At 45.3% G+C, this 26,008-nt stretch carries 29 protein-coding genes; 16 read left to right on the forward strand and 13 right to left on the reverse strand.

What is annotated here, in order from left to right; all coding sequences use genetic code 11:
- Positions 1-30 precede the first annotated feature (30 nt).
- Complete coding sequence (locus AZI86_RS01170) at positions 31-477, reverse strand: hypothetical protein (protein ID WP_061833260.1); 447 nt, start codon at positions 475-477, stop codon at positions 31-33.
- A 182-nt stretch (positions 478-659) separates the two neighbouring features.
- Between AZI86_RS01170 and AZI86_RS01175 the strand changes: the two genes are divergently transcribed.
- A complete protein-coding gene (locus AZI86_RS01175) occupies positions 660-1,412 on the forward strand; it encodes a hypothetical protein (RefSeq protein ID WP_061833261.1) in 753 nt (250 codons plus the stop codon).
- On the opposite strand, the gene AZI86_RS01180 is transcribed toward AZI86_RS01175, so the two are convergent.
- The 6 genes from AZI86_RS01180 to AZI86_RS01205 all read right to left on the reverse strand — a co-directional run bounded on the left by AZI86_RS01180 (position 1,409) and on the right by AZI86_RS01205 (position 7,946).
- A complete protein-coding gene (locus tag AZI86_RS01180) occupies positions 1,409-2,212 on the reverse strand; it encodes a polyphosphate polymerase domain-containing protein (protein WP_081111740.1) in 804 nt (267 codons plus the stop codon). The genes AZI86_RS01175 and AZI86_RS01180 overlap by 4 nt on opposite strands.
- The gene (locus AZI86_RS01185) at positions 2,212-3,432 is read right to left on the reverse strand and encodes a hypothetical protein (RefSeq protein WP_061833262.1); all 1,221 of its coding nucleotides are present in this window, start codon (positions 3,430-3,432) and stop codon (positions 2,212-2,214) included. The genes AZI86_RS01180 and AZI86_RS01185 overlap by 1 nt, the downstream gene beginning before the upstream one ends.
- Positions 3,429-5,192 (reverse strand): HlyD family secretion protein, encoded by a 1,764-nt coding sequence (locus tag AZI86_RS01190; RefSeq protein ID WP_061833263.1) that lies wholly within the window; start codon positions 5,190-5,192, stop codon positions 3,429-3,431. Before AZI86_RS01190 ends, AZI86_RS01185 begins: the two co-directional genes overlap by 4 nt.
- 1 nt (position 5,193) lies before the next feature.
- A complete protein-coding gene (locus tag AZI86_RS01195) occupies positions 5,194-5,877 on the reverse strand; it encodes a DUF4956 domain-containing protein (protein WP_061833264.1) in 684 nt (227 codons plus the stop codon).
- 123 nt (positions 5,878-6,000) lie between these two features.
- The gene (locus AZI86_RS01200) at positions 6,001-7,299 is read right to left on the reverse strand and encodes an alpha/beta fold hydrolase (RefSeq protein WP_061833265.1); all 1,299 of its coding nucleotides are present in this window, start codon (positions 7,297-7,299) and stop codon (positions 6,001-6,003) included.
- A gap of 143 nt (positions 7,300-7,442) precedes the next feature.
- The gene (locus AZI86_RS01205; protein WP_061833266.1) at positions 7,443-7,946 is read right to left on the reverse strand and encodes a hypothetical protein; all 504 of its coding nucleotides are present in this window, start codon (positions 7,944-7,946) and stop codon (positions 7,443-7,445) included.
- A 269-nt stretch (positions 7,947-8,215) separates the two neighbouring features.
- Between AZI86_RS01205 and AZI86_RS01210 the strand changes: the two genes are divergently transcribed.
- The 5 genes from AZI86_RS01210 to AZI86_RS01230 all read left to right on the forward strand — a co-directional run bounded on the left by AZI86_RS01210 (position 8,216) and on the right by AZI86_RS01230 (position 11,434).
- Positions 8,216-9,364 (forward strand): hypothetical protein, encoded by a 1,149-nt coding sequence (locus AZI86_RS01210; protein WP_061833267.1) that lies wholly within the window; start codon positions 8,216-8,218, stop codon positions 9,362-9,364.
- Positions 9,365-9,438: 74 nt separating this feature from the next.
- On the forward strand, positions 9,439-9,771 hold the full coding sequence (locus AZI86_RS01215; RefSeq protein ID WP_061833268.1) for a KH domain-containing protein: 333 nt from the start codon (positions 9,439-9,441) through the stop codon (positions 9,769-9,771).
- Positions 9,772-9,863: 92 nt separating this feature from the next.
- Entirely contained in the window at positions 9,864-10,475 is a 612-nt protein-coding gene (locus tag AZI86_RS01220; protein ID WP_061833269.1) for a hypothetical protein, read from the forward strand.
- Positions 10,476-10,479: 4 nt separating this feature from the next.
- Positions 10,480-11,175, forward strand: a complete 696-nt coding sequence (locus AZI86_RS01225) for an RluA family pseudouridine synthase (RefSeq protein WP_061833270.1) — start codon at positions 10,480-10,482, stop codon at positions 11,173-11,175.
- Positions 11,176-11,245: 70 nt separating this feature from the next.
- Positions 11,246-11,434 carry a DUF1328 domain-containing protein gene (locus AZI86_RS01230; RefSeq protein ID WP_061833271.1) on the forward strand — a complete coding sequence of 63 codons (189 nt, stop codon included), beginning with the start codon at positions 11,246-11,248 and terminating at the stop codon, positions 11,432-11,434.
- A gap of 33 nt (positions 11,435-11,467) precedes the next feature.
- Here the strand turns inward: AZI86_RS01230 and AZI86_RS01235 are convergent, their stop codons facing one another.
- Positions 11,468-12,361 (reverse strand): NmrA family NAD(P)-binding protein, encoded by an 894-nt coding sequence (locus AZI86_RS01235; RefSeq protein WP_061833272.1) that lies wholly within the window; start codon positions 12,359-12,361, stop codon positions 11,468-11,470.
- A gap of 91 nt (positions 12,362-12,452) precedes the next feature.
- Positions 12,453-13,589: a patatin-like phospholipase family protein gene (locus AZI86_RS01240; RefSeq protein WP_061833273.1), complete on the reverse strand. Its 1,137-nt coding sequence runs from the start codon at positions 13,587-13,589 to the stop codon at positions 12,453-12,455.
- 216 nt (positions 13,590-13,805) lie between these two features.
- Between AZI86_RS01240 and AZI86_RS01245 the strand changes: the two genes are divergently transcribed.
- The 3 genes from AZI86_RS01245 to AZI86_RS01255 all read left to right on the forward strand — a co-directional run bounded on the left by AZI86_RS01245 (position 13,806) and on the right by AZI86_RS01255 (position 16,947).
- Positions 13,806-14,732, forward strand: coding sequence for a hypothetical protein (locus AZI86_RS01245; protein WP_061833274.1), 927 nt, complete (start codon positions 13,806-13,808; stop codon positions 14,730-14,732).
- A 104-nt stretch (positions 14,733-14,836) separates the two neighbouring features.
- Positions 14,837-15,775 (forward strand): hypothetical protein, encoded by a 939-nt coding sequence (locus AZI86_RS01250; RefSeq protein WP_061833275.1) that lies wholly within the window; start codon positions 14,837-14,839, stop codon positions 15,773-15,775.
- Positions 15,776-15,843: 68 nt separating this feature from the next.
- Positions 15,844-16,947 (forward strand): calcium:proton antiporter, encoded by a 1,104-nt coding sequence (locus AZI86_RS01255; protein ID WP_061835009.1) that lies wholly within the window; start codon positions 15,844-15,846, stop codon positions 16,945-16,947.
- Between the two features lie 27 nt (positions 16,948-16,974).
- On the opposite strand, the gene AZI86_RS01260 is transcribed toward AZI86_RS01255, so the two are convergent.
- Both AZI86_RS01260 and AZI86_RS01265 read right to left on the reverse strand, forming a co-directional pair.
- Positions 16,975-18,768 (reverse strand): methyl-accepting chemotaxis protein, encoded by a 1,794-nt coding sequence (locus AZI86_RS01260; protein ID WP_061833276.1) that lies wholly within the window; start codon positions 18,766-18,768, stop codon positions 16,975-16,977.
- An 80-nt stretch (positions 18,769-18,848) separates the two neighbouring features.
- The gene (locus AZI86_RS01265) at positions 18,849-19,253 is read right to left on the reverse strand and encodes an NUDIX domain-containing protein (protein WP_061833277.1); all 405 of its coding nucleotides are present in this window, start codon (positions 19,251-19,253) and stop codon (positions 18,849-18,851) included.
- Between the two features lie 155 nt (positions 19,254-19,408).
- Here AZI86_RS01265 and AZI86_RS01270 point away from each other — a divergent pair, with 155 nt between their 5' ends.
- From AZI86_RS01270 to AZI86_RS01290, 5 genes are all read left to right on the forward strand, one after another.
- Positions 19,409-20,062 (forward strand): DUF3943 domain-containing protein, encoded by a 654-nt coding sequence (locus AZI86_RS01270; RefSeq protein WP_061833278.1) that lies wholly within the window; start codon positions 19,409-19,411, stop codon positions 20,060-20,062.
- A gap of 3 nt (positions 20,063-20,065) precedes the next feature.
- Positions 20,066-20,722, forward strand: coding sequence for a hypothetical protein (locus AZI86_RS01275; protein WP_061833279.1), 657 nt, complete (start codon positions 20,066-20,068; stop codon positions 20,720-20,722).
- Between the two features lie 13 nt (positions 20,723-20,735).
- The gene (locus AZI86_RS01280) at positions 20,736-21,308 is read left to right on the forward strand and encodes a phosphatase PAP2 family protein (RefSeq protein WP_061833280.1); all 573 of its coding nucleotides are present in this window, start codon (positions 20,736-20,738) and stop codon (positions 21,306-21,308) included.
- Entirely contained in the window at positions 21,305-22,033 is a 729-nt protein-coding gene (locus AZI86_RS01285; RefSeq protein ID WP_061833281.1) for a phosphatase PAP2 family protein, read from the forward strand. Before AZI86_RS01280 ends, AZI86_RS01285 begins: the two co-directional genes overlap by 4 nt.
- 109 nt (positions 22,034-22,142) lie before the next feature.
- On the forward strand, positions 22,143-22,928 hold the full coding sequence (locus AZI86_RS01290) for a hypothetical protein (RefSeq protein WP_061833282.1): 786 nt from the start codon (positions 22,143-22,145) through the stop codon (positions 22,926-22,928).
- A gap of 1 nt (position 22,929) precedes the next feature.
- Here AZI86_RS01290 and AZI86_RS01295 read toward each other — a convergent pair whose 3' ends face one another.
- Positions 22,930-23,697, reverse strand: coding sequence for a class I SAM-dependent methyltransferase (locus AZI86_RS01295; RefSeq protein ID WP_061833283.1), 768 nt, complete (start codon positions 23,695-23,697; stop codon positions 22,930-22,932).
- A gap of 198 nt (positions 23,698-23,895) precedes the next feature.
- On the opposite strand from AZI86_RS01295, the gene AZI86_RS01300 reads away from it, so the two are divergent.
- On the forward strand, positions 23,896-24,567 hold the full coding sequence (locus AZI86_RS01300) for an SWIM zinc finger family protein (RefSeq protein ID WP_061833284.1): 672 nt from the start codon (positions 23,896-23,898) through the stop codon (positions 24,565-24,567).
- On the forward strand, positions 24,564-25,268 hold the full coding sequence (locus tag AZI86_RS01305) for an alpha/beta fold hydrolase (protein ID WP_061833285.1): 705 nt from the start codon (positions 24,564-24,566) through the stop codon (positions 25,266-25,268). The genes AZI86_RS01300 and AZI86_RS01305 overlap by 4 nt, the downstream gene beginning before the upstream one ends.
- On the opposite strand, the gene AZI86_RS01310 is transcribed toward AZI86_RS01305, so the two are convergent.
- The gene (locus AZI86_RS01310; RefSeq protein ID WP_061833286.1) at positions 25,246-25,995 is read right to left on the reverse strand and encodes an endonuclease I family protein; all 750 of its coding nucleotides are present in this window, start codon (positions 25,993-25,995) and stop codon (positions 25,246-25,248) included. The genes AZI86_RS01305 and AZI86_RS01310 overlap by 23 nt on opposite strands.
- Positions 25,996-26,008 lie beyond the last annotated feature (13 nt).

A 26,008-nucleotide genomic window follows, 5' to 3' on the forward strand; every position in this document is an offset into this window, starting at 1 on the left:
GGCGGTTTTTCGTTTCTTCGCACTTCTATACTAAGAAGGCTTCGCAGCGCCTTTGCCACCTTTTTTAGCGGCAAGTTCTTCAGGCGACATCCCCCAAGGAGATCCGCCTTTTTTATCACCTTTACCACCGCCCTGACGGCCTCCTTTACCTGCAGGTTTTGCATTTTTATCAAATGCTGGTTTTGGTGCAGAAAGGAATTCTGGGATGTAGTGGTGTTCTTCGACTTTTACAGATTTAGCTGGGATGTTTTCACCTTCAGCCAAAGTTGCTACGAAAACGCGTTTCAAGTTTGCAGAGTTGTCGTTCGCGACATTTAATGCATTCACGAAATATTTTAATTTATCACCTTCAAGTTTGAAAGTTTCCCCTAAGCTGGCTTCGATTTCTTCGGGAGTTTTGCCCGCTGTTGTAAGAGCCGTTTTGGCCGCCAGTGCTTTCATCAATGTGTAGCTTGGAAATTCTGTTACTAATTTCATAGTGATAATCCTTATTTGGGGTTTGAAAACCCATATTTGATGGATACGCCTTAAGTGGTCAAGAACTCCGATGTTTTATTCTTAGTTAGACGCGTCAAACGGCCAAATATTGCAAGAACACCTTGATCAAAGCCTGTGGAAAATAAAAACTTATACTAGTTTACTTTATCTTGGAGCGGCCTATGAAACTTATCTGGATTCTGCTTTTTATACTCCCTTTGCAAGTATTTGCCGAAGGTCCCCCCTCAGGCAGATTTGAATTTATCGCTTTTAAAGATTCCCTGGTGGCTTTTGAGCTGCGGGAAATGAAGTATATCGGTGATGAGGGCAAGGTCACTTTGTATCAGCTGGATGCTAAGACTTGGAACCTGTCTGTTATTGATCAAAAGACCTATGATAAAAACTTCGGTTCAGCCAAAAAACACATGGCGATTTCGATGGACCATGTCTTCGGCTCACCTGAAAAGACGATAACACTCACTTCAGGAGATGTCCTAAAGATTAAATACGAGAACTGCAAAACCATTGAATGGTCTACGACCTGTAAAAAGCAGATCTTAACTTTTAATAAAGAGACATTCACGCTCACTCCGCCCTGCAAACAAGATGAGTGCAATATTTTGGTGGCGGCCAAATGGGGTCAACAATTATGGCTGGGACAAGCCGTCCTTGGCGAGCTTCAGTGGTACGGGAAAGGCTTTCGAGTCGAGGACCTAAATACCAAAAAATCTGTTTTTAACTCAGATAAAATCATGAAAGACCGAACGCTGATCCATATTCTGGCGTTAAACCCCAAAGAAGACCAAATGTGGGCCTTTAGCGATCAGGGCATCTACGTCTTTGATAAATCATTTAAAGAAATCCACCACTGCCCCCTGGTCACCCCGATGGATGCCTCGGGCAGCTTTAAGTTCCGTTGTGGAGATAAGAACTAATAAGGTCCAAAATGAGGGATGCGGCCTAAAACAAATTCCCCAGCATGATCGATGGAAAAGCATTCTTTCATGCTGCCTTCAAATTTTGAAAAACCGCCGCGCACCAAGTTAAAACGGCGGATCAAGTCCACAATCCATACCGGAATTTTGCGCTCGCATTTAAGTTCTAAGACAACGTTCATCCCCGGTTGCCCAAAAGCACCGGGATGGTCATAATTCAACATCGGTGCCGCTGCCGGGTTGACATTGTATTCAGTTTCTTCGCGATAGCGCATAAAACGATCAAAAGTCACCCGAGCATAATCATCGATATTTGAAATATAGGCCTTGCGGCGATACTGAGTTAAGATCGTGGGGTTTGCTCCATAAGTGCGGGTCAAACCTAAAAAATACTGCAAGTGCGTGTCTTCCTCGGGATCAAAGCTTTGAGGCTTCGAAGGATCTGTGATGATCTCACCCCAGTTTTCAATGGGAACTTTGCCTCGGCGCTTTTTACTGAAGTCGCCGATTTTCTCTTTGGTTTCAAAATAATAAGGTGCTTTCGGCTGATCGCCATAAGAGCGCACGCGCAGACTGTACCTTCCCGTTTGGTTGTCTTTGTGTCTTAAGAAATAAAAGCTGGGCGTTTCAAAATAAAGACTGTTTATCGTGTAGAAACCATCGTGAGAAATCTGGGAATAGTAATCTAAATCACAAAAACTTTCGACATAACGAGAAATCGGTTCCACCATGGAAAAGGGAATCAAGTATTTGAGCTCATAGCGCTCTAAAACTAAAGGTGAAACCGGTTTTACGGACATTACAAAATCCTTTTTTGGGATTTCGAAAAATGATTCACTTCGGGCTGATTTACCAAGGTCGCGGATTCATGCAAGTACACGATATACAAAGCCCGAATGCGGTACTCTAAGTCTAAAAGCTGTTCGCGGCTTTCATACCAACCACGCTGCAGTTCTAAGGCTAACATGGGATCGGTGGCCGCAATGGACTTACTCGCTTTGCGCATTTGCTCTGGACTCATTGCCGATAAGGAGTTTTGTAAAGTCTCATGCACCTTTAACAATGTCTTAAGCTCAATCACGGAATTTTTAAATTCCCTTTCAGAGACCTTCACGGTTTCAATCAAGCTGGCCTTGTCACGAAGATCACGGGCTTCTTTGCTGACGCGACTTAAATTGGGTGCCGAGGCAAAGGGCAAGTTAAACGCAAATTCAAAACCATAGATGGTTTCTTTTTGGACGTCAGATATGGACACTTCCAAATGATCAAACCACTTTTCATCACGGGCTCGTTCGTAATTCATTCCCGCGCGTGAAGCGATTAAATCCATTTCGGCGGTCTGAGCAGAAAGAGTTTTTGAAGTGTCAGTGTCCGCGGCCGCGTCGAGCTTTTGTTTTAAGTCTTGAATACTTGCAAAATCACTGAGATCAAAACTTTCAATATTACCTAAAGAAAGATCTTTGAGTTCGGCTTGCAGTTTTTGATAATCCCGTTCGCTGTCGGCGATCTTGATATTGATTTTATCAAGGTCCGCTTTGTTTTTTAGGTAAGATTTTAATTCGGCCCGATCTTTTTGCGCACTGTAAGACAACGCCCGCGACGCTTTCTTACCGACCTCCGCAAAACGATCTGATATTTCTTTTTTTTCTTTAAACAACGCAATCCGCGCTAAAAGATCATAGCGGCTTGATAAAAGCTGTGACAACATCGCGGCTTGTGCGGCTTTTTCATTTTTCTCTAAAGAGCTTTGGAATTCTTGGGTGGTGCGATGCTCAGTGTATCCTTTAGGATAAAACCGCAACGCGTATTTCACGTCGTCTTGTTCAAGCTGACCACGGTCAATGCGCAAATCCGCTTTTTCGAGCGGATTTATACTTTTGGCATCGCTGACAATTTTTACGGACTCTTGATGTAGCTTTAAGCGCGGGTCTTTCCATACCGGACGTAAAGCGTCCTCGGGCGCTGCCGCCAAAACAAAGCTTGGCAGAAGGCTTAAAACAAAAAAACCTTGGCGGATCATTTGACCTCTACCTTAGCAAAAAGAGCCGTGTCATTTTTTTCATCAAACGTCACCATCAATGATCGTTGGTGAGTATTAAAGGCCAAGCCTTCAGGCTTAACACCTTTAAAGAATTTGATCTGACTTGAGGTCAAGGTGCCGTCCTGGTCACGCAGCATCCAGATCGCTCCACAGTCTTCTTGAGGGCACACGGAAGCTGCGTAAAGCTTGCCATCATGATGGATCAAATCACTTAAACGATGCACTCCTTCATCCGTTTCAAGTTTGACGGTGTGCCATAGGCTGACCTGTGAGGCCTTTAATTCAGACTTATCAAACAAACTGGCAAAGTCTTTAACTTTTAGGATGATGGCGTGCCCCTCTTTCAAGGGACCCTTCAGGCCTAAGATCAAATCTTTACCCATAACAAAGTGACTTTCGATTTCAAAATCTTTTCCCGCTTGCGTTAGCTTTTTAAGATCTTTATCGGTCGAAGAATTTAAAGCCGCAAATAATAAAGGTTTGAATTCCACCACCTTGGTATCAGAGAGGTTGAGGCCAGAACGTTTGACCCGCACCATTTGATTGCGATTCTTTTTGTCTTTGCCTTTTTTATTAAGACCTTGAGACGTTAAAAGATAAATATAACCATCCTGCTGACTGATGGATTCTAAGTCAGAGATTTTCTTAACACCGGGGACGGTCAAAACTTGCGTTTCTACCGAGCCATCGGCGTTCACTAAAAATAAAGTCGCACTTTTTTCTTCATCAGTGTCATCGCTGACAACCAAAAACTTTTTAAGATCTTCTAAATAAATGGCGCCCGAAGGCTCAAACGAGAAGCGCTTGCTAAGTTCCTTTGGAAAATTCATTGGCAACGGATCTACGGATACGCCCACCGGGCTTGTCTTAGTTGCCTCTGCAGCTGAAGCGGTCGCTTGAGGCAGGCTGATAAAGTCAAAACGGGGTTTGATCTGAACCTTTTCTCCTAACAACAATCCGTTATGCGGCGGGATTTCAATCACGACTTCCCGCCCGTAAACTTGCATATTGGGATAATGGGCTAAACGCGGTGGAATCAGAATAATGCGCGAACCGACGCTCACGATCTTACCCTCAAGAGCGGCGGTCCCGCTTGAAAGCGGCGTGATACTGACGGTTTTACCCACCTCCAGTTTCGTGCGCAGGCTTTCGTGCAAAAAGCCTTCAACATAAGTCGGACTGTCCGGAGAAAGGGTCAAAACACTGGTGAATGCCGGAACTTTTTCACCTCGGCGAAAGTTCACACCGCCAACCACGCCATCCACTTGGGCAAAGACGAAAAGATTTTTACGTTGTTCTTCAAGGTCCGCGAGTTGTTCGTTTAAGTCTTCGATATCCACGTTTAATGGATCGGCCAGATCCCCCGCGGAGGAATTGCTGACGATCAGGTTTAATTGCGATCTTAAGGATTTTTCAGAGTGCAGACGTAAAAGCTGGGCTCGCACCAGGCGGATTTTTTCGTTAAGTTCGGATTGATCAAGTTCCATCATCAGATCACCCTTGCGAACGGTTTGTCCTGAAAGAACATGCAGTTCTTTGATGGATACGGGATATTCAAAACTGACTTGTTGTTCCCGAGAATCTGCAACCCCTAAAAAACTGCGAGTTTCCGAGTTTAGGTACAACCCCAAGATAATCAGACCACTCAAACAAGCAAACCAGGCTATCGCAATAAAGCGATTTCCGGTGCCGATGACGTCATGTTGGATTGTTTCAATGATTTTTTTAACTGTCTTCATGCTAAACCTCGATGATTGATTCTTGCATCATCAAATTAACCCCGCGAGCATCGGGAATGCCTCGCAAAGAATTCATGACGGACTGATGGGATGCTTGGGGCTTGAACTTCAATTGATATGCGTAATCTAAAAGATCCCCTTGGCCGATTTCACGAACGGAGATCATGGCAAAGTGTTTACAAGCATCACCCAAGACTTGTTCGACTTGGCGTGTGCCGTTGCCGTCGCGGACCACCTGCAATCTAAGTAAAGCATCAAATTGCGGGCCGTGGGCAAAAGGAGTTTTAGCCAAAACCAAAACGGCCGCGGTAAAACAAAAAGTTCCGATCGTCGCAATGGAATACGCATGGACACCAGCGGCTAAACCAATGGCCAAGGCGGCAAAGATAAAAAACATATCGCGTGGGTCTTTGATATTCGTTCTGAAACGTAAAATAGAAATGGCCCCGATCATACCGATACCGCGAGCGACGTTGTCCCCGATCGCCTGCATTGCCGTCGCCGTTAAAATAGGGCAAAGGACAATACAGTGAAGAAAATTGCGCGAGTACGAAAGACCTTGGAAAGTTTTAACGTAAAGAAGGGCGATGGCCGTACCTAAAACAAAAGAAAGCAAGAATGCGTAAAAAACAGAAAGCAATGTGGGATTTGCCATGGATGTGCTAAGAACCGTAAAATCTAACATCTGAATTCCTTCGGGTACTTTGAGAAATGCTGTCTATGAAACAGAAAGTCTTTGTGCCAAAAAAATCCTCTAAGTGCTAGCTTTCACTCTAAAAAACACATTCTTGTGTCATCTTTGTAATTTTCATTGGGATTTAAGAAATTTTTCCATGATTTTATAGAATTCCAGAGGGTGATTTTGGTGGGATTCGTGACCTCCTCCTTCGATCAAAATCACTTGAGAATTCGGTATTGAACGCGAATTGCGAAGGACCGCCGACGGCACCTGGAAAGGGTCTTCCTTACCACCAATTAAAAGTGTGGGTCCCTTAATTTTTCCTAACCATTCCCGCGATGGCGGCACATCGAAAAAAGCTTTCACGCCAAAACAAGTGTCTTGAGAAAAGTTAACGCCCTCTAACCACAATTCCTGATTCATTTCATCGTGAGTGATGCCTTCGGAGCAAATCACCGCCGTTTTAATCCAAGTTCCCCGCGTCAGTGTCGGAATAGAATAATTATTCGGATCAAATTTTATCGCCGTCATTTGGTCCACTTGTTCCTTTACGTCCACCGGCAGATCCGTAATGCGCTTTTGCCAAAGATCTAAAACCTCCACCACCCGGCTTGAGCAGCCGGGATCATTTTCAATCGCCATGATCATATCGACACGGAAGTCCTTAAGATAAAAACGACTTTGCAGCCGTGGCGGACGGATGTTTTTTATTCTTTGTAGTTTTAAGACATTGCGTAAGAAAAATTCAATGCCTGCTTGTTGATCTTTTAAGTTTTTTGCAATGGGGGCCGGACAGGTTTTCAGGTATTCATCCCAATAAGAAAAATCTTTAGCAAAAAGACGTAAATTAGATTCTCCAATTTCACGGGTATCAATCGAAGCCGAATACAAAACCAAACCTTTTACGCGATCAGGAAAAAGGGCGGCGTACTTCGCCGCTAAATCACCACCCGCACTGTGAGCGAGCAGGTAAACGGGTTTTTTTGGTGAAACCGCGTCCACCACTTTCTTTAAATCATCCACTTGCAGGTCCGTTGAAAAATCAGCTGGTGTATAAAACTCTGCGGATTGTTTTAATAACGACTTTCCGGTGCCTCGAGGATCGAATAGAACCACGTTCATATCCATGTGCGCCCACATAGCATCCATGATGCCTTTTTTATTGAGACTTAAACCAATGGCTTGCGCATCTGTTCCCGGGCCACCAGGAATTAATATCACGTTGTCCTTTTCTTCCACCTTGGAAAGCTCTTTGGTCAGCTTCACCGCCGAGATAATAAATTCTTCGTTTTTATTTTTTTGAGGTATGCGATAGCACTGGCTTTCCGCCAAGCTATTAAACGCAAATTTCACGTCGCAAGGGTCATAGGCCCAACTATTTTGACTTAACAAGACGGCAAAAACTAAAAATCCCCAGTAAGTTTTCATTTGAGTGACCTCTAAAGAATATTTTCAGCAAGAGCTAAGCCAAGGAGTGCGCTTGTAAGAAGCACCGTGATGGGTATGGCCGTTTCATATTGAGATTTTAGGACAGTAAAATGTCGATGTTGCCACTAAAGGGCTGCGAGAGCTTAGCTCTTTTTATCTTTGTTTAAAATCCCCATAAGAAAATTATTTTCGCGTTTCTTATCGGCCTTAACGGCAGTGGGCATTTTTTTATTCTTAGCTGTTTTTTCTGATTTTTCTTTTGTGACCGGCGCCATTTTAACGGGGGTGCCTAGTAAAGGATTGTGCTTGGTGATTTCGCGCACGAATTGTTTTACTTCATCTTCGAAGTTTTCAGAATCTGCGGGTATATAAAGCCAATCTTTATTGGCTGGATGATTTTCCAAAAATGAAAATTTTAAAAAAAACGCACTTTGTTTTTTGTATTCCACGGGCAAGATGCAACCATTCCAAATCTCGAAGGGATAGCTAACCCCTTTGTGTTCATACGTGCCGGGCTTTTCCACCAAGATCATGATCATCTTCATATCCAGATAATAGGCCATCCCCCCATGCTTAGGGGCGGATTCGGTTTCTAAAGGTAAAAGTTCTTCAATCCAAAGAAGGTTATTTAAAACATGATCAAACATGGATCTAAAAATACCTAACCCAGCCACAAAGTTCAATCTTTGGGTGTCACCGAGATGACGATGTCTAAGACCTAGTCAGTTGTTCAAAGCTCATCATTAAACCCAGTAACTACGCGACTTACAGATTTTAGGAACAAAAATGGAGCCCAAAACTTCAACACCGAGTACGGGTCAACTGGTCTCAGTTGATTTTAAGCCGCGGGAACGACCCTTGCTTTGTTAGTCAGTATCGACTTGTCTCAAAAACAGTCGGGCGTTTGGGGGGAGATATGAAACGTACGTTTAGAAACTCCATTATAGTGGCGTTGTCTTTGATGCTCATGCTGGCATTCCAGAACTGCTCAAAAGCGGGCATCCAAGTAGAAGACACCCTTCAAGCCTCTACCGCTGATGTGGGCGCCCATGGCAGCGCCGACAATAATGATGACGGGAACAACAATAACAACGGAAATACCGAGCCTGAGATTCCCACTGAAAAAGCCAGCCAAAGCTTTTCAAGCATTTCCAAATATAAAGCTCTGGATATGGTGTGGGTTATTGATAACTCGGCCTCCATGACTAAAAACGTGACTCAGACCAAAAACAATATCTCGGCTTTCTTTAGTTCTTTACGCCAAGAAATGGATATCAACTTTACCTTGATCACCAAAGAAGATGCGACAAACTTAAATACCAGCTTTAAACTTTCCGATTATACGAGCCTGGGATCACAGATCAACTTTATGGTGCACAGCTACAACCCCATGTTGGTGGCGGCGGCATCGACCTGCCCTATCGCTCCCGAGGCCTCGGATGTCTTTTGTAATCAGGTTAAAAATAATTCGCGCTATAACATGATTTACGGTGCTTTGAATTCATTCTTCCGCAATGATTCTTTAAAAGTTTTTGTCTTCGTAACGGATGACGATTCTTCAAGTCCAGGCAAGTCTAGCATGCAATATAACGGTGCCTCCGGCCTCGGGTACGTCACTGAATCAAAACAAGTCGTGGAAAATGATGACTTTATTACGGCCAAAGGCTTTAGACAGCGCATGGCTTCGGCATTTGGCAGCTCGTCTTCATTTAAAAGTTTTGGCTTTGCCTCACTCTCTAACAGCGCTAGCTGCCGTGCCCGCGTCAGCCAAGCCTACATGGATTTAAATACACAAAGTGGTGGCGACTCTTTTGATATCTGCGCTGCGGACTGGTCCGCAAACTTTGACGCTTTGACATCACGAGTGAGCGAATACGCGGCGACGACATATGTGGTCAGCGATGCTAAGTTTGTCTCCGTTGAAAGCGTCGTCTTGGGGGGCGCGACCTTAACCAAAGGGCTAGATTATACAGTGAATGGCAACGTGGTGACTTTAAAAAATTCGCTGGTCCAAGCCGTGGGTAGTTATCAAATCACAATCCACTACAACCGAAAAGTTCAATAGTTCGGTTGCACACGGGGTGAGTGATAACACAATAAAATTTCCATTTGTGAGGTAAATCCACTTATCCTTTATCCATGGATGTTTATAAAAAACTGCGGAAACCCAAAGGCAGCATCGAAAGCGAAGCTTCCGAATTTGCAAACCTCATAAGTCTTGTCTGTAAAAAAATCACCGTCGATCAAAATCCAGAAAGCTCGTTTAATGTGTCTGTCGAAATTGGCGAACAAAGCATTTTGTTTGTGATTGATCCCCCCCCGCAAAGCATGGGCCGTATTCTGGGATCCGGTGGAAAAACGATCAATGCCCTCCGTGTGATTGCCAAGGCGATGTGCGCTCCTCATGGATTTCGGGGCGTTATCGAAGTCGTTTACCGAGAAAAGGATCAAGTGCCTCTCTCTAAAGTCTAGGGTTTCTGCACCAATGTCCCCATTTGCGCAAACCGGTCTTGTTCGAAATTCCTCCGATTTCCACAATGGAAGTGACGACATCGGAGGGATTCGTGAAATCAGGATTGTTGGTTCTTTTAGGTACACTTGCTCTCTCTCTTTCAAGCTTTGCCGCCCCGGAACATGATTTCTTAGCACAAAAGAATATTCTCATCCAAAGCCAAGATCCTCTGCAGGTTTTTGAACGAACCGCGGATAATCCAAAGGCTCTTTTTCAGCGCTACAAACCAAAGCTTGATTCCGGCAGCAAGATCACCTCCCCCCTTCAAGTCGGAGGCACCCAAACACATCCCACGGTGAAAGTTTCAATCCGTAAGTGCGTCGCCTTTATTTGTCAGACCGTGGATCTAGATGCGGAAGTCACGATCCGCGAAGTTTCAGGTTCTTGCAAAAAAAATTACGCGATGTATGCGGATTTACGCCGGTCGAGTGCCACTCTGTCCGACACCTATGACCGTTTAGATGTCACTATCTGCTACCAGCAATCAAAAACAAATGAGGCGCAATTGCAGTTGGCGGCTTACGCGCATCGCGCCCCTCAATATTCAGGCGGCGTTGTCCAAAAAGAAATCATGGACTTTTTGCAACTGCAGGTTCAACCTATCACGCAAGCGTTAGCAGAAACTTTACGTTCCAACGGATCAACCGCACCGCTAAGCCAGTAAGCCGATGAAAAAAATCCCCAAAAAATACCAACCTCGTGGTTTTGATATCCTTCACGAAGATATTGATATCATCGTCGGAAATAAAGCTCCCGGAGCTTTAACTGTCGCGGCTAAATGGAATGCCGATGACACGATCCACAGCGCGCTAAACCAATGGGTGCGTAAAGGGAATCCTCGTTCTAATAAATCAGTCTACGTCGTGCATCGTTTAGACCAAGCGACATCCGGAGTTTTGATTTTTGCAAAAAGCGAAGAGGTGCAACATTTCCTTAAAGACAATTGGAAATCGACCACGAAAAACTATTACGCGATAGTCCACGGTAAAATGAAAAAAAAGAATGGCACGATTCAGAGCTATTTGGAAGAAGATGAAAATTACGTGGTTCATTCAAGCCAAGACTCAGAAAAAGGAAAGCTCGCGATCACCGAATATGAAGTCTTAAAAGAAACCGATCAGTTCAGCCTCGTAAAAATAAATCTGCTGACCGGTAAGAAAAATCAAATCCGTGTGCACCTTTCAGGCGAAGGCCACCCCATCGTGGGTGATGCAAAATACGGCAAAGGCCCTTCTAAATACAAAGATCTGTGCCTGCATTCGGCCGTGTTGGAAATCACTCATCCTTTTAATAAAAAAAGATTGCGCTTCACCGCCCCGGTGCCCGCCTATTTCAAAAAACTGATCCCGTTTGATTACGATTAGGAAGGCTTGTGTTCTTTCACAGATTGAAGGGCCTTTGAAGTTTTATTAAGATAAGACGTAGGAGGTCCACATGCTTTATTGGTCGTTGGTATTTTTCTTAATCTCTTTAGTTGCCGGCATTCTTGGGCTGAATAACGTCGCCGGGCTCAGCATGGATATTGCGAAATTTCTGATCGCGCTTTTCTTAGTATTGGCTATCGTCAGTTTTGCGATCGGAATTTGGACATACAAGAAGGCTAAAAATTTACTGAACAAATAACTAAAAAACCCGCCGGAAAGGCGGGTTTTGTTTTTAAAAGCTATTTGAAAGTTCCTGAATCATCACACCTTTTTCTTCGATCAGCGCGGCGATGTGATCATTGAGAGAAATCCTACCTCGGTCGGGCGCTCGCGGCTTTTCAAATTTATTATTCAACACCACGTCCGTCATCGCCGCCATGGAGGCTGCGGATTCTTTTGAAAATCCTTGTTTCATCATGGCTTCTATCCACTTATCTTGAGGAATCGTGACTACTTTCACCGGACGGCGCAAGTGCTCGCTAAAAGCCACCGCCACATCAGCGGGCGTATACTCCTCGGGTCCTTCAATGTAATGAGGACGATCCATCCCTTCTTTATCTAACAAAAGCTCGGCCGCAAGTTTACCGACATCCTTGGGTGAAACCATGGGGATTTTAAACTCCGCCGGAAAAAAAGAATACACAACACCTTCTTCCAAAGCCGATGGCAATGACGAATCCCAATTTGTCATATAGTAAGCGGAGCGCAAGATATGATAAGGGCGGAAAAGATTTTTAAGTTCTGTTTCCATTTCATACAGAATGCCCAAGTCCCCGATGCCATTTCCGGCCTGAGCTCCGTAAGTCGAGGCAGCTACGATACGTTCAATACTTGAGTCTTCCAAGGCCATCAGGATGGAATGCAAAGTTTCACGCTCTTCTTCAATCGAGTTTTTTGAAGGATCTCCGGGTGGGTTTAATAAAAAAAGACTGTGGCCCCGATCAAACACATGCCTAAGAGCATCCGTGTCTAACACGTCCACGGACGCGACCTTCGCCCCTTGTCGTTCCCATTTTTTGGTCTTGTGAGAATCGCGCGTGATCAAAAGAACATTTTCTTTTTTCTTAAGAAGGTTTTCAGTCACTTCAGATCCGACATGGCCGGTAGCGCCTAAGATAATATGCATAGATGCCTCCATAGGCCATTTTAGGACAAAGCCCCCCATCTTTCACCGAAATGGGTTTAACCTGTGTGATCTAACAAGTACTTATCGATTATTATTTTGAAAGGAGCGTGATCAGTTCATCTTTGCGCGAAAGGCCATCTTTATAACCGATCTCTATCAGGTCCGCACAAAAGCTAGATTCAAATAAAAGATAGCTAATAAGTTCGCTCGCATCGTGCATGGACCCAAGACCTTTTAAAAGGAAGCGCACCATCCGTGGGAGCTTATGCGCCTTTTGCACGGCCATTTCGCCAATGTCCACGGACGGAGAAATAAAAAGATAGTCCAAGGGGCGTAAAGCAATTCTTTGATGCTGATCTGCGGGAATCGCATTGGCATAGTCATTAAGACGTCGCAAACGATCAATATCTTGTTCAACCGCATCCAGCATCACACCGTTCATGATGGTATTCACGACACGGGCGACACTCGGAGCTAAGATATTTTTGTGGGCACGTTCTTCATAAGCGGTGGCGCCTTGCATGCGCACTCCGATCACTAATAATTTCTGCGCGCCTAGGTAAATCACGGGACTGCAGGGAGCATGGTTACGAACAGCCCCATCCCCAAAAAATCTGTCATCGACTTTAACCGGTGGAAATAAAAGGGGGATCGCGGAGGATGCTAAAATATGTTCTGTCCCGATCTGCGCCCGTTCACTGCGTTTTCGGCCCTTGTCCCACTCTGGTAATTCAGGATGCCCTTGCACGAAAGTGGTGGTCGCTGATTTTACGTAATCAATCGCCGTGATGGCTAAGGCTTTTAAATGGCCCTGCTCAATATTCATGCGCACTTTCTCGTAATCCATATTGCCGTGAATAAGCTCACGCAAAGGAGACGTATCCATTAAAGCCTTACCAGGCGTTGTTCCAGTAAGACCTCCGATAGACAGATCACTTAACCACTGCCAGCCAATGCGGCTCATGGTTAAAGAGTTTGTCGAGAAGACTTTTTCAAAGGTGATTTCCGTCCAAAGACGGCTTAGGTTTGTGACGGCAAATTTAAAATTCTCAGCATGACACGCCAGGGAGCTGGCATTGATCGCTCCGGCACTCACTCCCGAGAGATAATCAAAACGAAAGGGCACGCCGGAAGTTTCGCTCACTTCTTGGACAGCTTTTAATACACCCACCTGGTATGCGCCGCGCGCCCCGCCACCAGAAAGCACGAGTCCCATTTCTTTACTCATAAGCCGCCTTTATATTTGATCTTATTTTATCTCAAACCGGGAACTTCGCCATCAAAGCTTCGGGAACTAGACCTTTCTCAATAGTACACAGAAATCCTAGACAAACTTTTAGACTGTTTTTTTAAGTTCGACAGAACTTTGCCATCCCAAGCACTTTAATTGATTTTAACTGTGTACACCTTTTGCTTCTGTCAATTCGTAGGGCATGGGGGAAAAATGAAGGCATCTAAAATCGGGTTGTTTCTAGTCATGGGACTTACAATTATCACTTTCCAAAACTGTTCCAAAGTTGGACTTCAAGTTCAAGACATGGCAAAGCTTCAAGGTGACGATAATTTTGAGGCCGGCGTTGACGTCCCCGTTGTGGATCAACCCGACCATAATGATGATTCTGATAACAATGATGGTGGTCCCAAAGACGGCGGTCCCAAAGCCGGGATGCCTGATGATACCTCCTCCACACCACCAGCCGCACCTTTAGATGCGACTTGCAAAGGTCTTATATCTAGCAGCACAGCGATTGCTTATGACTCTGTGGCGGCCGCCAATTCAGTAGAGAAAAATTATGCGATCCACTCATTAGAAGAAGCCATCAATTATGAGACTGTGGGTAAGGTCAGCAATGGCTCCGCCAATACCGTATCGGTCACCGCTCGGTCCATTGCTCAGGTCAGCAACTTTTCGGTGAACAAACTTTTCTTAAATGCCACAGCTATCGGAAAGATTTCTAGTTTTTCGTCCTCACAAGTCGTCGCCGTCGCCAGAAGTATTGATCAGATCTCTAGCTTTTCAGCGAATCTGTGCTTAAGCCTTCAAGAGCTTGGCACATTGAGCAACCTTTCATCGGATCTTACCATCATGGGACGCGGTGAAAACGGAGCGCGTGCAAAAGTTAAAGAGATCGAACATATCTCTGCCTTGATGAGTTTGCATAATGTTGACGTGGAATCCATCCAAAGTGGTTCGATCCGCGTGCGAGCCGAAAACGTAAATATCGGAAGTATTTCTTCGGGCTCGGGCACTATTTATCTGGTGGACTCGAAAATCGATTCTGTGTCTAAATTTTCTGGCACCATTCACCTTTACGGGAACTCTTCGGTGGGTTCAAGCGTGTCCTCTTCAGTTCGCATCGTAAAACACTAAGAAATCTTTGATGGGGGGACTATCTGTCCCCTTGCTTAGGTCCAGTCAAATTAAAAACTTCCAAAGACTTGTCCCTTCAAGAGAGAATGACTCTTAAGACATTCATGAGAGTTATTCTGACATTATTCATTTTTATTTTGCCCCTCACCGGTCAGGCTAAAACCTGGCTTTGTGAAACCTATGATATTTGTCGAAGTGGTTCTCGCCCTAATTCATCCGCGCCCGCTCAGCCCACCACCAATAGTACGATCAATATCAACCCAGCGGCCGTGCCCACGACAAAAACCACCGGCATTGAGGCTTTATATTACAAGGGTCTTTTTGATTTTGCCTTGGTAAAAGGTTTAGGTCGTGTGGGTGCCGCGATTTCACCATCCAACACGGAAGAAACTTTTTTTGGGGCCCCGGGCTTTGAAGTACCCGAAGAGTACGCCGAACGTAAATCTGAAGGCAATAAACTCCCGTCGCAGAAAGTCGCTTTGGCGACCGCATTTAACATCTTTAGCAATAAAAGAAATGGCCTCAAAAAGTTCGAACTGAATTTAGGCGTGATCGGAAAGTACAATAAAATTTCCTATAAGGTTTCCCCCGGCGGGGGTGTTAGTGGTATCGCAGGTCCTTTCACTTTCGGGTATTCAGCTTATGCGGATTCTTTCATTTGGAATAAAGACGCCTTTGATGCCGATCCGAACTTAGAAATTCTTTATAACGTAGAAACCTATTCGGCCGGGATTTTTTTAGACAGTGTCGCCTTAGATTATTCAGAGCTTAGGATTTACCCCAAGGATGCCCGGGATTCAAAAGTATCCATGCTGACGGGGTCTTTACTTTTAAAAGATGGCATCATCACCTTGTCTTGGCGCAAAGAGACTTCGGATCGGTACGCTTTTAATTTCACCACCCACATGCTTGAAGAGCGCCGAGACAAAGAAGACCTATTCGGTGGTGTGCAAGTGGCGGCAACCAAAAATATCATGATCGGCGCCTTCTATAACTACTATTTACTTCACGAAATCTCTCTAGGCGTCACAGCATTTTTTTGACGACGAGCCCGTGATCGCGCATATTAAAAAAAATTAATATCTTTTAGGAGCTCTTAGTGACAAAAGGAATGGCCGCTCGTGTGACGGTGTCTTGGTTAACGGTTTTAAGTTTTTTCTTTTTCCTTTCAACTTGGCTGCAAGACTTAAGTTCTCCCCTGGTTTTGACCGGTCTTTTTGTTTGGCTCTTTGCCGTTATCATGTGGGCTGCATTTGGCGTGGTGCACGAGGCTGAAGAGCTTGCCATTCTTTTAGGGGAACCCAAAGGAACCTTAGTACTGACGCTTTCTATCGTGATTATCGAAGTGGCGCTGGTCGCCGCGGTGATGCTGGGGGCTCAAGGCGCCCCGACATTGGGGCGCGATACGATGTTTGCCGTTTTGATGATCGTACTGAACGGTGTTGTGGGTTTGGGACTTCTTATCGGGGGGCTTAAGCACCGCGAGCAGTCTTACAACCTTCAAGGGGCGGCTTCTTATTTATCTATTCTGGTTCCCCTGACTATCGTTGCCTTGATTTTGCCGAACTTTACCACGTCCTCAAACGCGGGGACCTTAACGAACTTTCAGGCCGGGATGTTTTCTTGTTTCACGGTAGGCTTGTACGCCGCGTTCTTGATCACACAAACAGGACGTCATCGCTCTTACTATGTTCACGTCAGGGATGGAGAAGCTCCCGTCGCCGTGGCGATGGCTCCGATGCCTCCCCCACCGCTTGATCGAAAAAAAGTTTTCACCCATACTATTTTACTTTTTGCGAATATCCTGCCGATCGTTTTGCTAGCAAAAGGCTTAGCTAAAATTTTAGATTACGGAATCACCTCGCTAGAGCTTCCCGCCGCTTTGGGCGGGGTGGTTATCGCGGCCATCGTTTTTGCGCCTGAAGGTATCAGCGCCCTTCGCGCCGTTGCGAGAAATGACTTACAGCGCACCATCAATCTGTGCTTGGGAGCGGCCACATCAACCGTCGGCCTCACCGTTCCGGTGGTTTTAGCTATCGGAATTTTTACCGGTCAAACGGTGATCCTGGGTCTTAAGCCCACCGAGATGACATTGTTAGTAATGACTTTGATTTTAAGTTCGATGACGTTTTCAAATCGTCGCACGACTTTGCTTGAAGGCGCCGTGCATATCGTTGTTTTCTTAGTATATCTGGTTTTAGTTTTTAATCCTTAAACCAAACATTGGCTTTGCCGGAGGCTTTTAAGCGCCTCCGCGAAGGGCTTTAACGGTTGAATCCATCACGTGAGATTTGGATTCAATTTCGGCTGCCGTCGCCACGATTTCTTCGGCTTGCGCGGCATTTCGTTGTACCAACTGGTCTATTTCACCAATCGAAGTTGAAATCGAAGTGATCCCCGTCGCTTGTTCCACACTGGCTTGGGCGATTTCGGTATTTAAAGTCGAAACCTTATCCACACTGCCAGAGATTTTTTTAAGGAACTCGCCATTTTCTTGCGCGGTCACGCGACCCTGTTTGATTTGCTGAACACTGGTTAAAACCAAAGAGCCAATATCTTTGGCGGCGATCGCGGATCGTTGCGCTAAGGACCTCACCGCTTCGGCCACCACCGCAAAACCTTTGCCATGTTCACCGGCGCGAGCGGCCTCGACAGAAGCATTCAAAGCTAAAAGATTGGTCTGAAAGGCGATATCATCAATGATCGTGGTGATCTCTTCAATGCGTTTTGAAGAGGCTTCCATTTCGCTCATGATGTTGATCAGTTTTAACATTTCAGCTTCACCTGATTTTGCTAACGTCGCTGATTCTAAGGAAAGGCCCGCAGCGGTTTGCGCATTATTAGTATTTTGTTTCACCATCGAGCTGATTTCTTCTAACGAGGCGGCGGTTTCTTCCACTGACGCGGCGGCATGGGTCGAAAGATTTGCAAGTTCCGAACCATTCGCATGAAGCTGTCTTAAGCTTTCAGAAATACCGCCGGCAGAGGAAGTAAGATCCGAAGACAGGTTTTGAATTTTTTTAGAGCTGACCCGGGCTCCCAGATATACGGTCAACAAGATCAAAACCAGCCCGCCGAGGGAAAATAGGAATTGATGAGTAAGAGCTTTGTACGCGGGAGCTAAAATCGTTGAAACCGGAGTCTCAATGATCAGGCTCCATTTTTGTTTTAAATTAAAGATTTGAATTGGCACCACTAAAACCCAATGGTCTTGGAGTTTTACATACGCCGTTTTATATTCATCAATCGCTTTAAGAACTGATTCGTCGGCTTGGTAAGGCTTCATTTCTTTTTCTTTATCCGGAGAGGAAACCACCATTTTTGTATCTGAAACCAACGTGACGCGAGAGTCTTCAAACGGGCGCATTTTTTCTACCACGCTGCGAACCGTGTCTAAACTGATATCAACACCTAAGACGCCTAGAAACTTTCCATCTTTCACCACCGTGTATACGGCGGAGGTCATAAATACTTTTTGTCCATCCACGATGTCGCTGTAGGGCTCAATCAACATGTTTTCTTTGGTTTGCTGGGGCTTCAAATACCAGTCGCCAAGATCGGGCGTTTCCGGATTTAAAATTGTTTTATAAGTGATTACATCCCCTTTACGAATCCACCACGGATAAAACCTTCCCGTGTGTTCGTGTTGAGGAGCATTGACGAACTTGGCATCCATGCCGTCGAATCCGTCAGGTTCAAATCCAGACCAGGTGCCAAAATAATTTTTATTTTGTTTTAAAATTTCACCCAACTCTAAAATTGTGCGTGCGCGACGTTGTTCGCCGATCTGCATTTGGGCTAATAAGTTAATCCCTAAGGTTTCCATTTGTACGAAAGGTTTTTCGAAATACAAAGTGATCTCTTGCGAAGAATGTTGACCGACTTCACGCAGTTGTTCTAAGGCTTTTTCTTGAACCAGCTGAAATGAGTTCTTGGATTCCCAATAACCTAAAATCAAAAGCACTAAGAGAGAGACAATCGCGATAGGCAAAGTGAGTTGTTGAGTGAAAGAAAGACGAGAAAAACGTGCAAACATGCCGACGACTCCGAATAAAAGGCTCAATTCAGTATCGTGATTAGTACGCAAAAACGAAAGGACTTTGAGGTCTAGACTCGCTAAAGATTTTGCACAGCCCAGTTGAGAATTTTGAGCAGTCGATCATTTAAAAGACGTGAGGCTTCACTTTCAGTCACCCATCGATACTCGTGATGTTCAGGCCGGCATAATTCAGGACTCAACCCGAGGACTACGTTTAGTGAATTTACTTCCCCCAAATAATATCGGGCCACTTTGCCGTTAGCATAGGGCTCTGTTTCCACAAAGATTTTTCCAACGGGAAATTCCACATCTTCGATCCCTGACTCTTCTTTGAGTTCACGAAGGGCTGTTTGAAAAGGATCTTCTCCTTCCTCCACAGTTCCTTTGGGAAAATCCCAATATTTATAACTGCGCAGGATAAGAAATAAGGTCTTTCCTTGCTTTCGATGTATCGGAATTATACCGGCAGACAATGTTCTCATCACCGACAGAGACTATTTTTATTTCCATAATCCTTCAATATTTTCGATAGCTTCGACGCTGCTTTGGGGGGCGACCTAAGTAATTGATTGATTACTTATTTGTAAATATGCTACATTTAGTATGTAATTAGTTACTTACTTAAAGAGCGGTTTTCATGAAATTCTTAAGTAAAAACAAAGACTTATTTTTTAAAGTGCTTTTAGACGTGAGAGTTGTTCTAGTCATTTTAAGCATCTTAGCCTCCATTCAATCTTTTGCAAATAATGACTTCAGCATCTCACGGCCGGCAACTGAGTATGCACAAAATTTTGGAATCATGTACAGCGCGCAATGGGCGTTTTATGTCCTCTCTCAAGAGGACACGATCGATAAACATGGTTCATTTAAGAACTGGATCGAGTACCCGACCCAACCCGACTTCGATAAAGACAGCTTTGACTACAATATTTTTAAACACAGCCTTGCGGGGAATTATTATTACTTATTTTATCGGCATCAAGGTTACAGCGAAATGGAAAGTTTCGCGTGGACCTTTCTTTCGTCTTTAGCTTTTGAATTCACCATCGAAACGGTCACCGAAAAACCCAGCTTTCAAGATATTTATCAAACGCCCATTTATGGAACGATTGTGGGGATGGGCAGCGAACGCTTAAGCCAATATCTCTTAGACAGTGATGCGACATGGATGCGTGTCTTAGGTTACGTAGTGAATCCATTTAATCTTTTAGGCCCACATCCTTTAGATGTTTCTGCGCTTCCTATTTTTGATGCAAAGGCACCGGGATTTGTTATGTCCTGGCGGTTTTAGTTTATGAAAACTTACTACATCACACTGATTTTATTCTTATTTCACTTCAGCGCTCGCGCCGACGACTTCTCCCCCGCATCTTGGCAACCCGGACTTCACCTTTTTGCCGGAGGCGGTTTGAATTCTTCCCTTTACACCTCGGACACTGAACGTGTCGAAGGTGGAGTGGGACTTAATATGAAAACGGACTTGGTGTATTTCTTTAACGACACGTGGGCCGCCGACTGGGGTTCTTCCGTCAAATTTGCGCGCATTGATGGTTTTCTTTTATGGGACACGCAATTCACCTTAGGTGTGCGACGTCGTCTTTCAAGTATTGATATTTGGGATCTAGCCAACCCTTACGTTCGCGTTTTCGCGGGAAAATCACCAACGGTGATTTTTTTAGACGGCAATGAGTTGCCGGGACGAAATCAAGATGGCGACGTGAATCGCATGCAGTTTGATGGCACTGTTTATGGCGTCACTTTCGGTAGCATGACTAAGACCGCCGCTGGGACCACGTGGTTTGCCGAACTCAGCCTTTCCCTTCAACAATTTGAACGGGAAAGTGAAATCAAAATGGACGGAGAAGTTCCGGTCGTAACTCACGAAGGACCCGTCCAAGCAAATGCCAATATGTATACGGTTACCTTTACTATCGGTGCACTGATTTTTTAATAAGAAGGCCCTTATGGAAACACTGATTCAGTTAGACCAAAAAATATTTTATCTGATCAATCATGTGCTTACGGCCCCGTGGGTAGATTTCTTTTTTATTCAGCTGACTGATTTTACTAAAACGCCGGCGTTCTATGTTCTATTGCCGGTGATCTTAATCATTGTCTTTCGTCAATTTGGCCTCAAGGGCTTAACGGTTCTATTTTTGGCGGTTTTGTTTTCTTCGTTGGCGGATGTGATTTCAAGCTCGTTAATAAAAGAATTTGTCGCCCGTCCCCGTCCCGAGTTTTCATCCCTGCCCTTCGAGGTGATCTTGCGACGTCCGTCTGAAGGAAGCTTTTCCTTCCCCTCTAGTCACGCCTTTGATGCTTTTACCCTGGCCAGCTTCATCTTTTATTTTTGCCGATCTTGGGGCGTCTTCTCGCTGACACTTGCCGCGCTTATTGCTTATTCTCGCGTGTATGTGGGCTTGCATTTTCCCGGAGATGTTTTCGCGGGCGCGGCTTTTGGAAGTCTGTTGGGTTTTGTGGGTGCCGCAGTAGTAACGAGAATTTTAATCACCCCGCAGAAAAGAGTTTTAAAATGAAAAATCTTTTTTTTGCTTTCACCGTTTTTTTAGCGAGCTCTGTTTCTTACGCCTTCGACGACCTTACGGGAGGAAAAGATTTATTTACCTGGGGTTGGGAAGATCAAATCCAACCGACCATCAACAGATCTTATGATACAAAAGGCTTAAGCATTTTAGCGGCCGGGGCGGCCTCGACCGCGATGGCCCATCAATATGACGATACGGTTCGCCGTCATAATGACGATATCAACCGCCGCATCTTTGATCGCGACACGACGGACCTGGGGGGCTATCTTGGCAGCGGAGGCCCGGGCATTGCGATTGCGTTGGCTCAACTTTTTTGGGACACCGAAAATGGCTTAGCTCATTCCCGCGCGATTGCTTTAACGGCGGCAAATCACATCACTCTCGCGGCTATCATTCATCGCGAGCGCCCAAATAAACGCGATTCTCTTTCCATGCCTTCTGGTCACGCCTCCTCCTCATTTGCGACCGCAACTTCATTGGCTTATGCCTATGGATGGCAAGTAGGTGTGCCGGCCTATCTGGTGGCAGGATTTATTGCCGCGACTCGCGTCAGTGAAAATATTCATTGGACCAGTGACGTCGTGGCCGCTGCGGCCTTAGGCATTTATTGGGGCCGTGCCAGCAGCCTGGTCGCAGAAGATCGTAAAAACTCTCCGCAGGTGATGCCCACCTTCACCCACGAGGGAGCGATGCTGACCGCGACTTGGGATTTCTAATTCCGCCTATTTTGTCACCGCTCAAGCAAGTTTTTCTAAAGCCCCCCTACGCCCCCCCTTATTTGCATATCAGATTGAAGCGCCCGCCCCTTTGTCTTAAACTGCGCCCATGAAATTCCTAATCTCTTCCATCACTATCCCTCTTATCATTTCGGCTTTCAGTTTTTCCGCCCGCGCATTTGATGCCCCCGTAAATTGCACGCCGTTTGGAAATTCAGAACAGCCCTTTGAAAGGGATTATAAATTTCTAAATTCTAAAGAAGCCATTGATCAAGATGCGCTGGCGACTTATCAGGGCGAACATCGCTTAAAGGGACGTGCCTATTGGGATCAAAACCAGCGCGCTTATGTTTTACCCTATTCTCAAAGCGGCGTGCCCCTGACTCAGAATTTTATCAAAGGCTTAAGCGCGCATTTTGCCAAAGCATTAGAAAACCGATATGCGGATGCGATCATTTATCCTGACATGGGACATGCTCATTTAGTTTTACCAACGCAAGAATGGATCGATACTAAAAAATCAACTGAAGACATGACCGCCCGAGTGAATGCGGCCCTAGCTTCACCGCGCATCAAAGCTCTTTATCATACCGCGGAAATGGTCCATATCAAAGAAGGCGATTTTGCCAAAGGCCGTATGCCTCAAGATCCTTGGAAGTTGTGGCGTTACTTTTCAAGAAACCTTTTGGGCAGTTTCGAAAGCCTTCCTTCCCTGGAAGTCCTTTGGGCGGGTCCAAAGGCTGTCTATAACACCGTTCGTGAGGTTCCCAGTATGACCGAAGTCACCACGGTGTACTTTGTCGCTCATAAATCAGGCTGCTTCCCCTTTAAGGCCCCTGAAGGCGAAAAGTTCTTTGACATCACTTTCGAGACAATTCCTTATAAAAAGAACTAACTTACGCGGCCTTAGTTAGAACAAGTTTAATGACACCCCGACATTGACCGGGCACGATCTCCAACTCATCGGATAAGATCTCAAAGCCCGCATCTAAAAGTTCGCGACGGATCCGTTCTGCGGGAGCCAATTTTTGTGAAGCCGTCCAAGATTTTCCCTCCATTTGTACGACTCCTTCAACATCGGATTCCGGAGTTTGTCTCCATAAGATGTAATCTTGATCTAACGTCACGGACTCAAATGTCTCTTGCGGATTAAATTCAGCTGTGAGCACATTTGTCACCAAAACAAATTTTCCGTTTTGCGCCAAAGATTCTTTCACTGATTTTAGGAACTGTTTTCGTTCTTCCGTATTTGTCATTTGCGTAAAGCACTCGCGATCATGGATCAACTCGAATTGTTCATGCAATTCGTGGATATGCAAAGGATCACCCACGCGCAATGAAATATTCAGATCTTCTTTTTGGGCCAGCTTTCGCACCACGGAAATCGAAGAGCGAAACACATCCAAAGCGGCAACTCGGAACCCCATTTCCGCCAAAGCCATTGCCGCCACCCCACGACCCGAGTTTAAGTCCAGGGCTCGGTACGGAGGGGTTTGATCATGGCTTTCTTCATAAAAACGACCGATCACTTTTTGTAGATGATCTACACAACCACGCTCGTCCAATGCGCCCAGGCTTAAAATATGGCTCATCGTATTTATCACGGGCGGACGTTGGATTTTACGAGCGGGAGAATGTGTATAATGGCGATATTGAGTTTTCATGGCGGCCTCCTTAGTGGCGTCTGCGTTAAGGGTATTGCATCGACAGTGCCACCGCATATACCTAGCAATTTCAATAAGTTAAGACGAAACCAGTGTGCCGAAAACTCGGCATATACCGGGAGTCCGGCAGGCGGCTGCCGAGATCTCGGCAGAGTAAAAATCAAAGACATTTCAAGATATCTGCCATATAAATTTCTTATGAAATCTCGCGAACACTGGCAGCAGTTTTTTAAACCAGAAACTCAAACTTCGGGTGATCAGTTAGTCACCGAAAAAAATGTGGTTTTGACGGTCACCTCGGACACCGCCATCAATGGTTTTGTGCGTGGCGGAGGCAATGCAAAAGTCAGCTTCGTGAGTTCGAGCATCGCTGCAGAAAAGTTCACGGCCACGTGCTCCTGTTCGCGAGCCGCTAAAGGGGTTTTTTGTAAACACATCTGGGCCGTCCTTATGGCGACGGAAGAAAAACATCCCGATTTTTTAGATTCTAAATCCGTGGTTGAAATGGGCCCGGCGCCAGCCAAGCCCACCACCTCGGCATTTAAAGAAAAACAGAACGAATTTAAAAAATTGCAGGCCGAGCGCTTAAGAATTCGCCATAAAGAGATGCGCCAAGCAAAAAAATCTTTAAAAACCAAAGAGGCTAAACCCTCCAAATTCAAGGTCTCCTATCCCGCTGATGTGCAGGAAGCTTTGGATTTTTTTAATTCTAATGGGTTTAGCTTTGAAGCCCACATGGACGAAGAAGGTCTTAAGGAAGCCCGTAAAGTTCTTTCGCGCATATTTCATCCCGACAAGGGCGGAACTCATGAAGAGTCGCTTTTATTAAACCAATATTATGACACTTTGTTAGAGTACTTGGGTTCATGAGTATCGTTTTCTTACCTGGATTTCTTTGCGATGAACGAGTTTGGCATCACCAAGTCAAAGCGCTGTCGCGCGAAATGAACACCGAAGTTTTGGATTTACGTCATTGTCTTGATCTTGAAGGGATGATTCAAAAAGTCGTCAACGCTTCATGGTCTCAGTTTCACTTGGTGGGTTTTTCCATGGGAGGTTATGTCGCGCAAGTCTTTGCGACAAAACATCCAGAACGCCTGCAGTCCCTGTCGATTATTGCTTCTAGCGGCTCTAAACTTTCAGAAACAGACCTTAAGGGCCGCCAGCGGATGGAGTCTATTTTAAAAAATGCGAAGTATCGCGGCATTTCCCCTAAAGAGATGGCTCGCTATATTCACCCGAAGCATCTGGAAAATCGTGAGATCACGGACCTCATCGTCGCGATGTCGGCCGAAAACACATCTGAAATGTACTTAAATCAAATGCGCGCCACCCTTCATCGACACGAACACTTCGCCGAGCTTGAAGCTTTGGATTTTCCGATTTTAATTGTTGGCGCTAAAGACGATCGTGTGGTGACCCCGGAAGAAATTCAGAGTCTGGTTAAAGGTATTCCGCGAGCCGAACATCACATGATCGCCGAATGCGGGCATTATATCCCGTTAGAAAAACCGGTCGAATTAACCGGCTTGCTGCATGATTTTTTAACTAGAAATCAGAAATCTGGCTGATGAAGTCCGGATGATCAATAAAGACATTGCGATTGCCTTGAATTTTTTCGATGGCATCGTTCCGAGCCATTTCTTCCTCATCAATAGGGTCTTCTTGATGCCAGCGGCGTAAGACTTCTTCTTGAACAGGATCAATCGATAAGTTGTAGCGCACGGAAAAATAAAACATCGCCCGCGCAATATTGCCTTTGTGATTTAGAGGCGCTTCGAAAACTTTATCGCCTTCGGGATTAAGTCCCACTTTAGATACGGGGCATTTCAGTCTTTGCGTGCTTTCAACCACATCCCCAAAATCAAGATTCGCGCGAGCGGCATTCATACGAGTGTCGGCGGGAAAAAGATGATGAAGGTCATCGCGTTGCATGTCATCATCGTATTCACTGGCAAATTTACTTTGCGGCCAAGTGTGCTCAACATTGATGATATTGCCACCAGGAACAAGATTTGGTCCGGGCGTTTGGCCTTTTTTAAACTCTTGAGAGACTCTGGTTTTATCGCAATACACGTCTTTCACCGCGTAAGTACCGTTATTGGCGGCGGTCAGATAAAACTGACCGAACATAAAGAGGCGCGCACGATCGTACCCGGCATCGGAGTGATGTTCTTCCATCTGGGCCCGTAAAGAGGCTTTTAGAGCATCGTCTTGAGTGGGCGCTGCCGGGGGAGAAGCCGCTAAGGCCAGTTGAGAAATCAGCAGAATGGAAAAAAAATGCGCTAAGAACTTCATCCGGTCAGTTATG

It is taken from the genome of Bdellovibrio bacteriovorus (assembly GCF_001592735.1).
Lineage (GTDB): Bacteria > Bdellovibrionota > Bdellovibrionia > Bdellovibrionales > Bdellovibrionaceae > Bdellovibrio > Bdellovibrio bacteriovorus_D.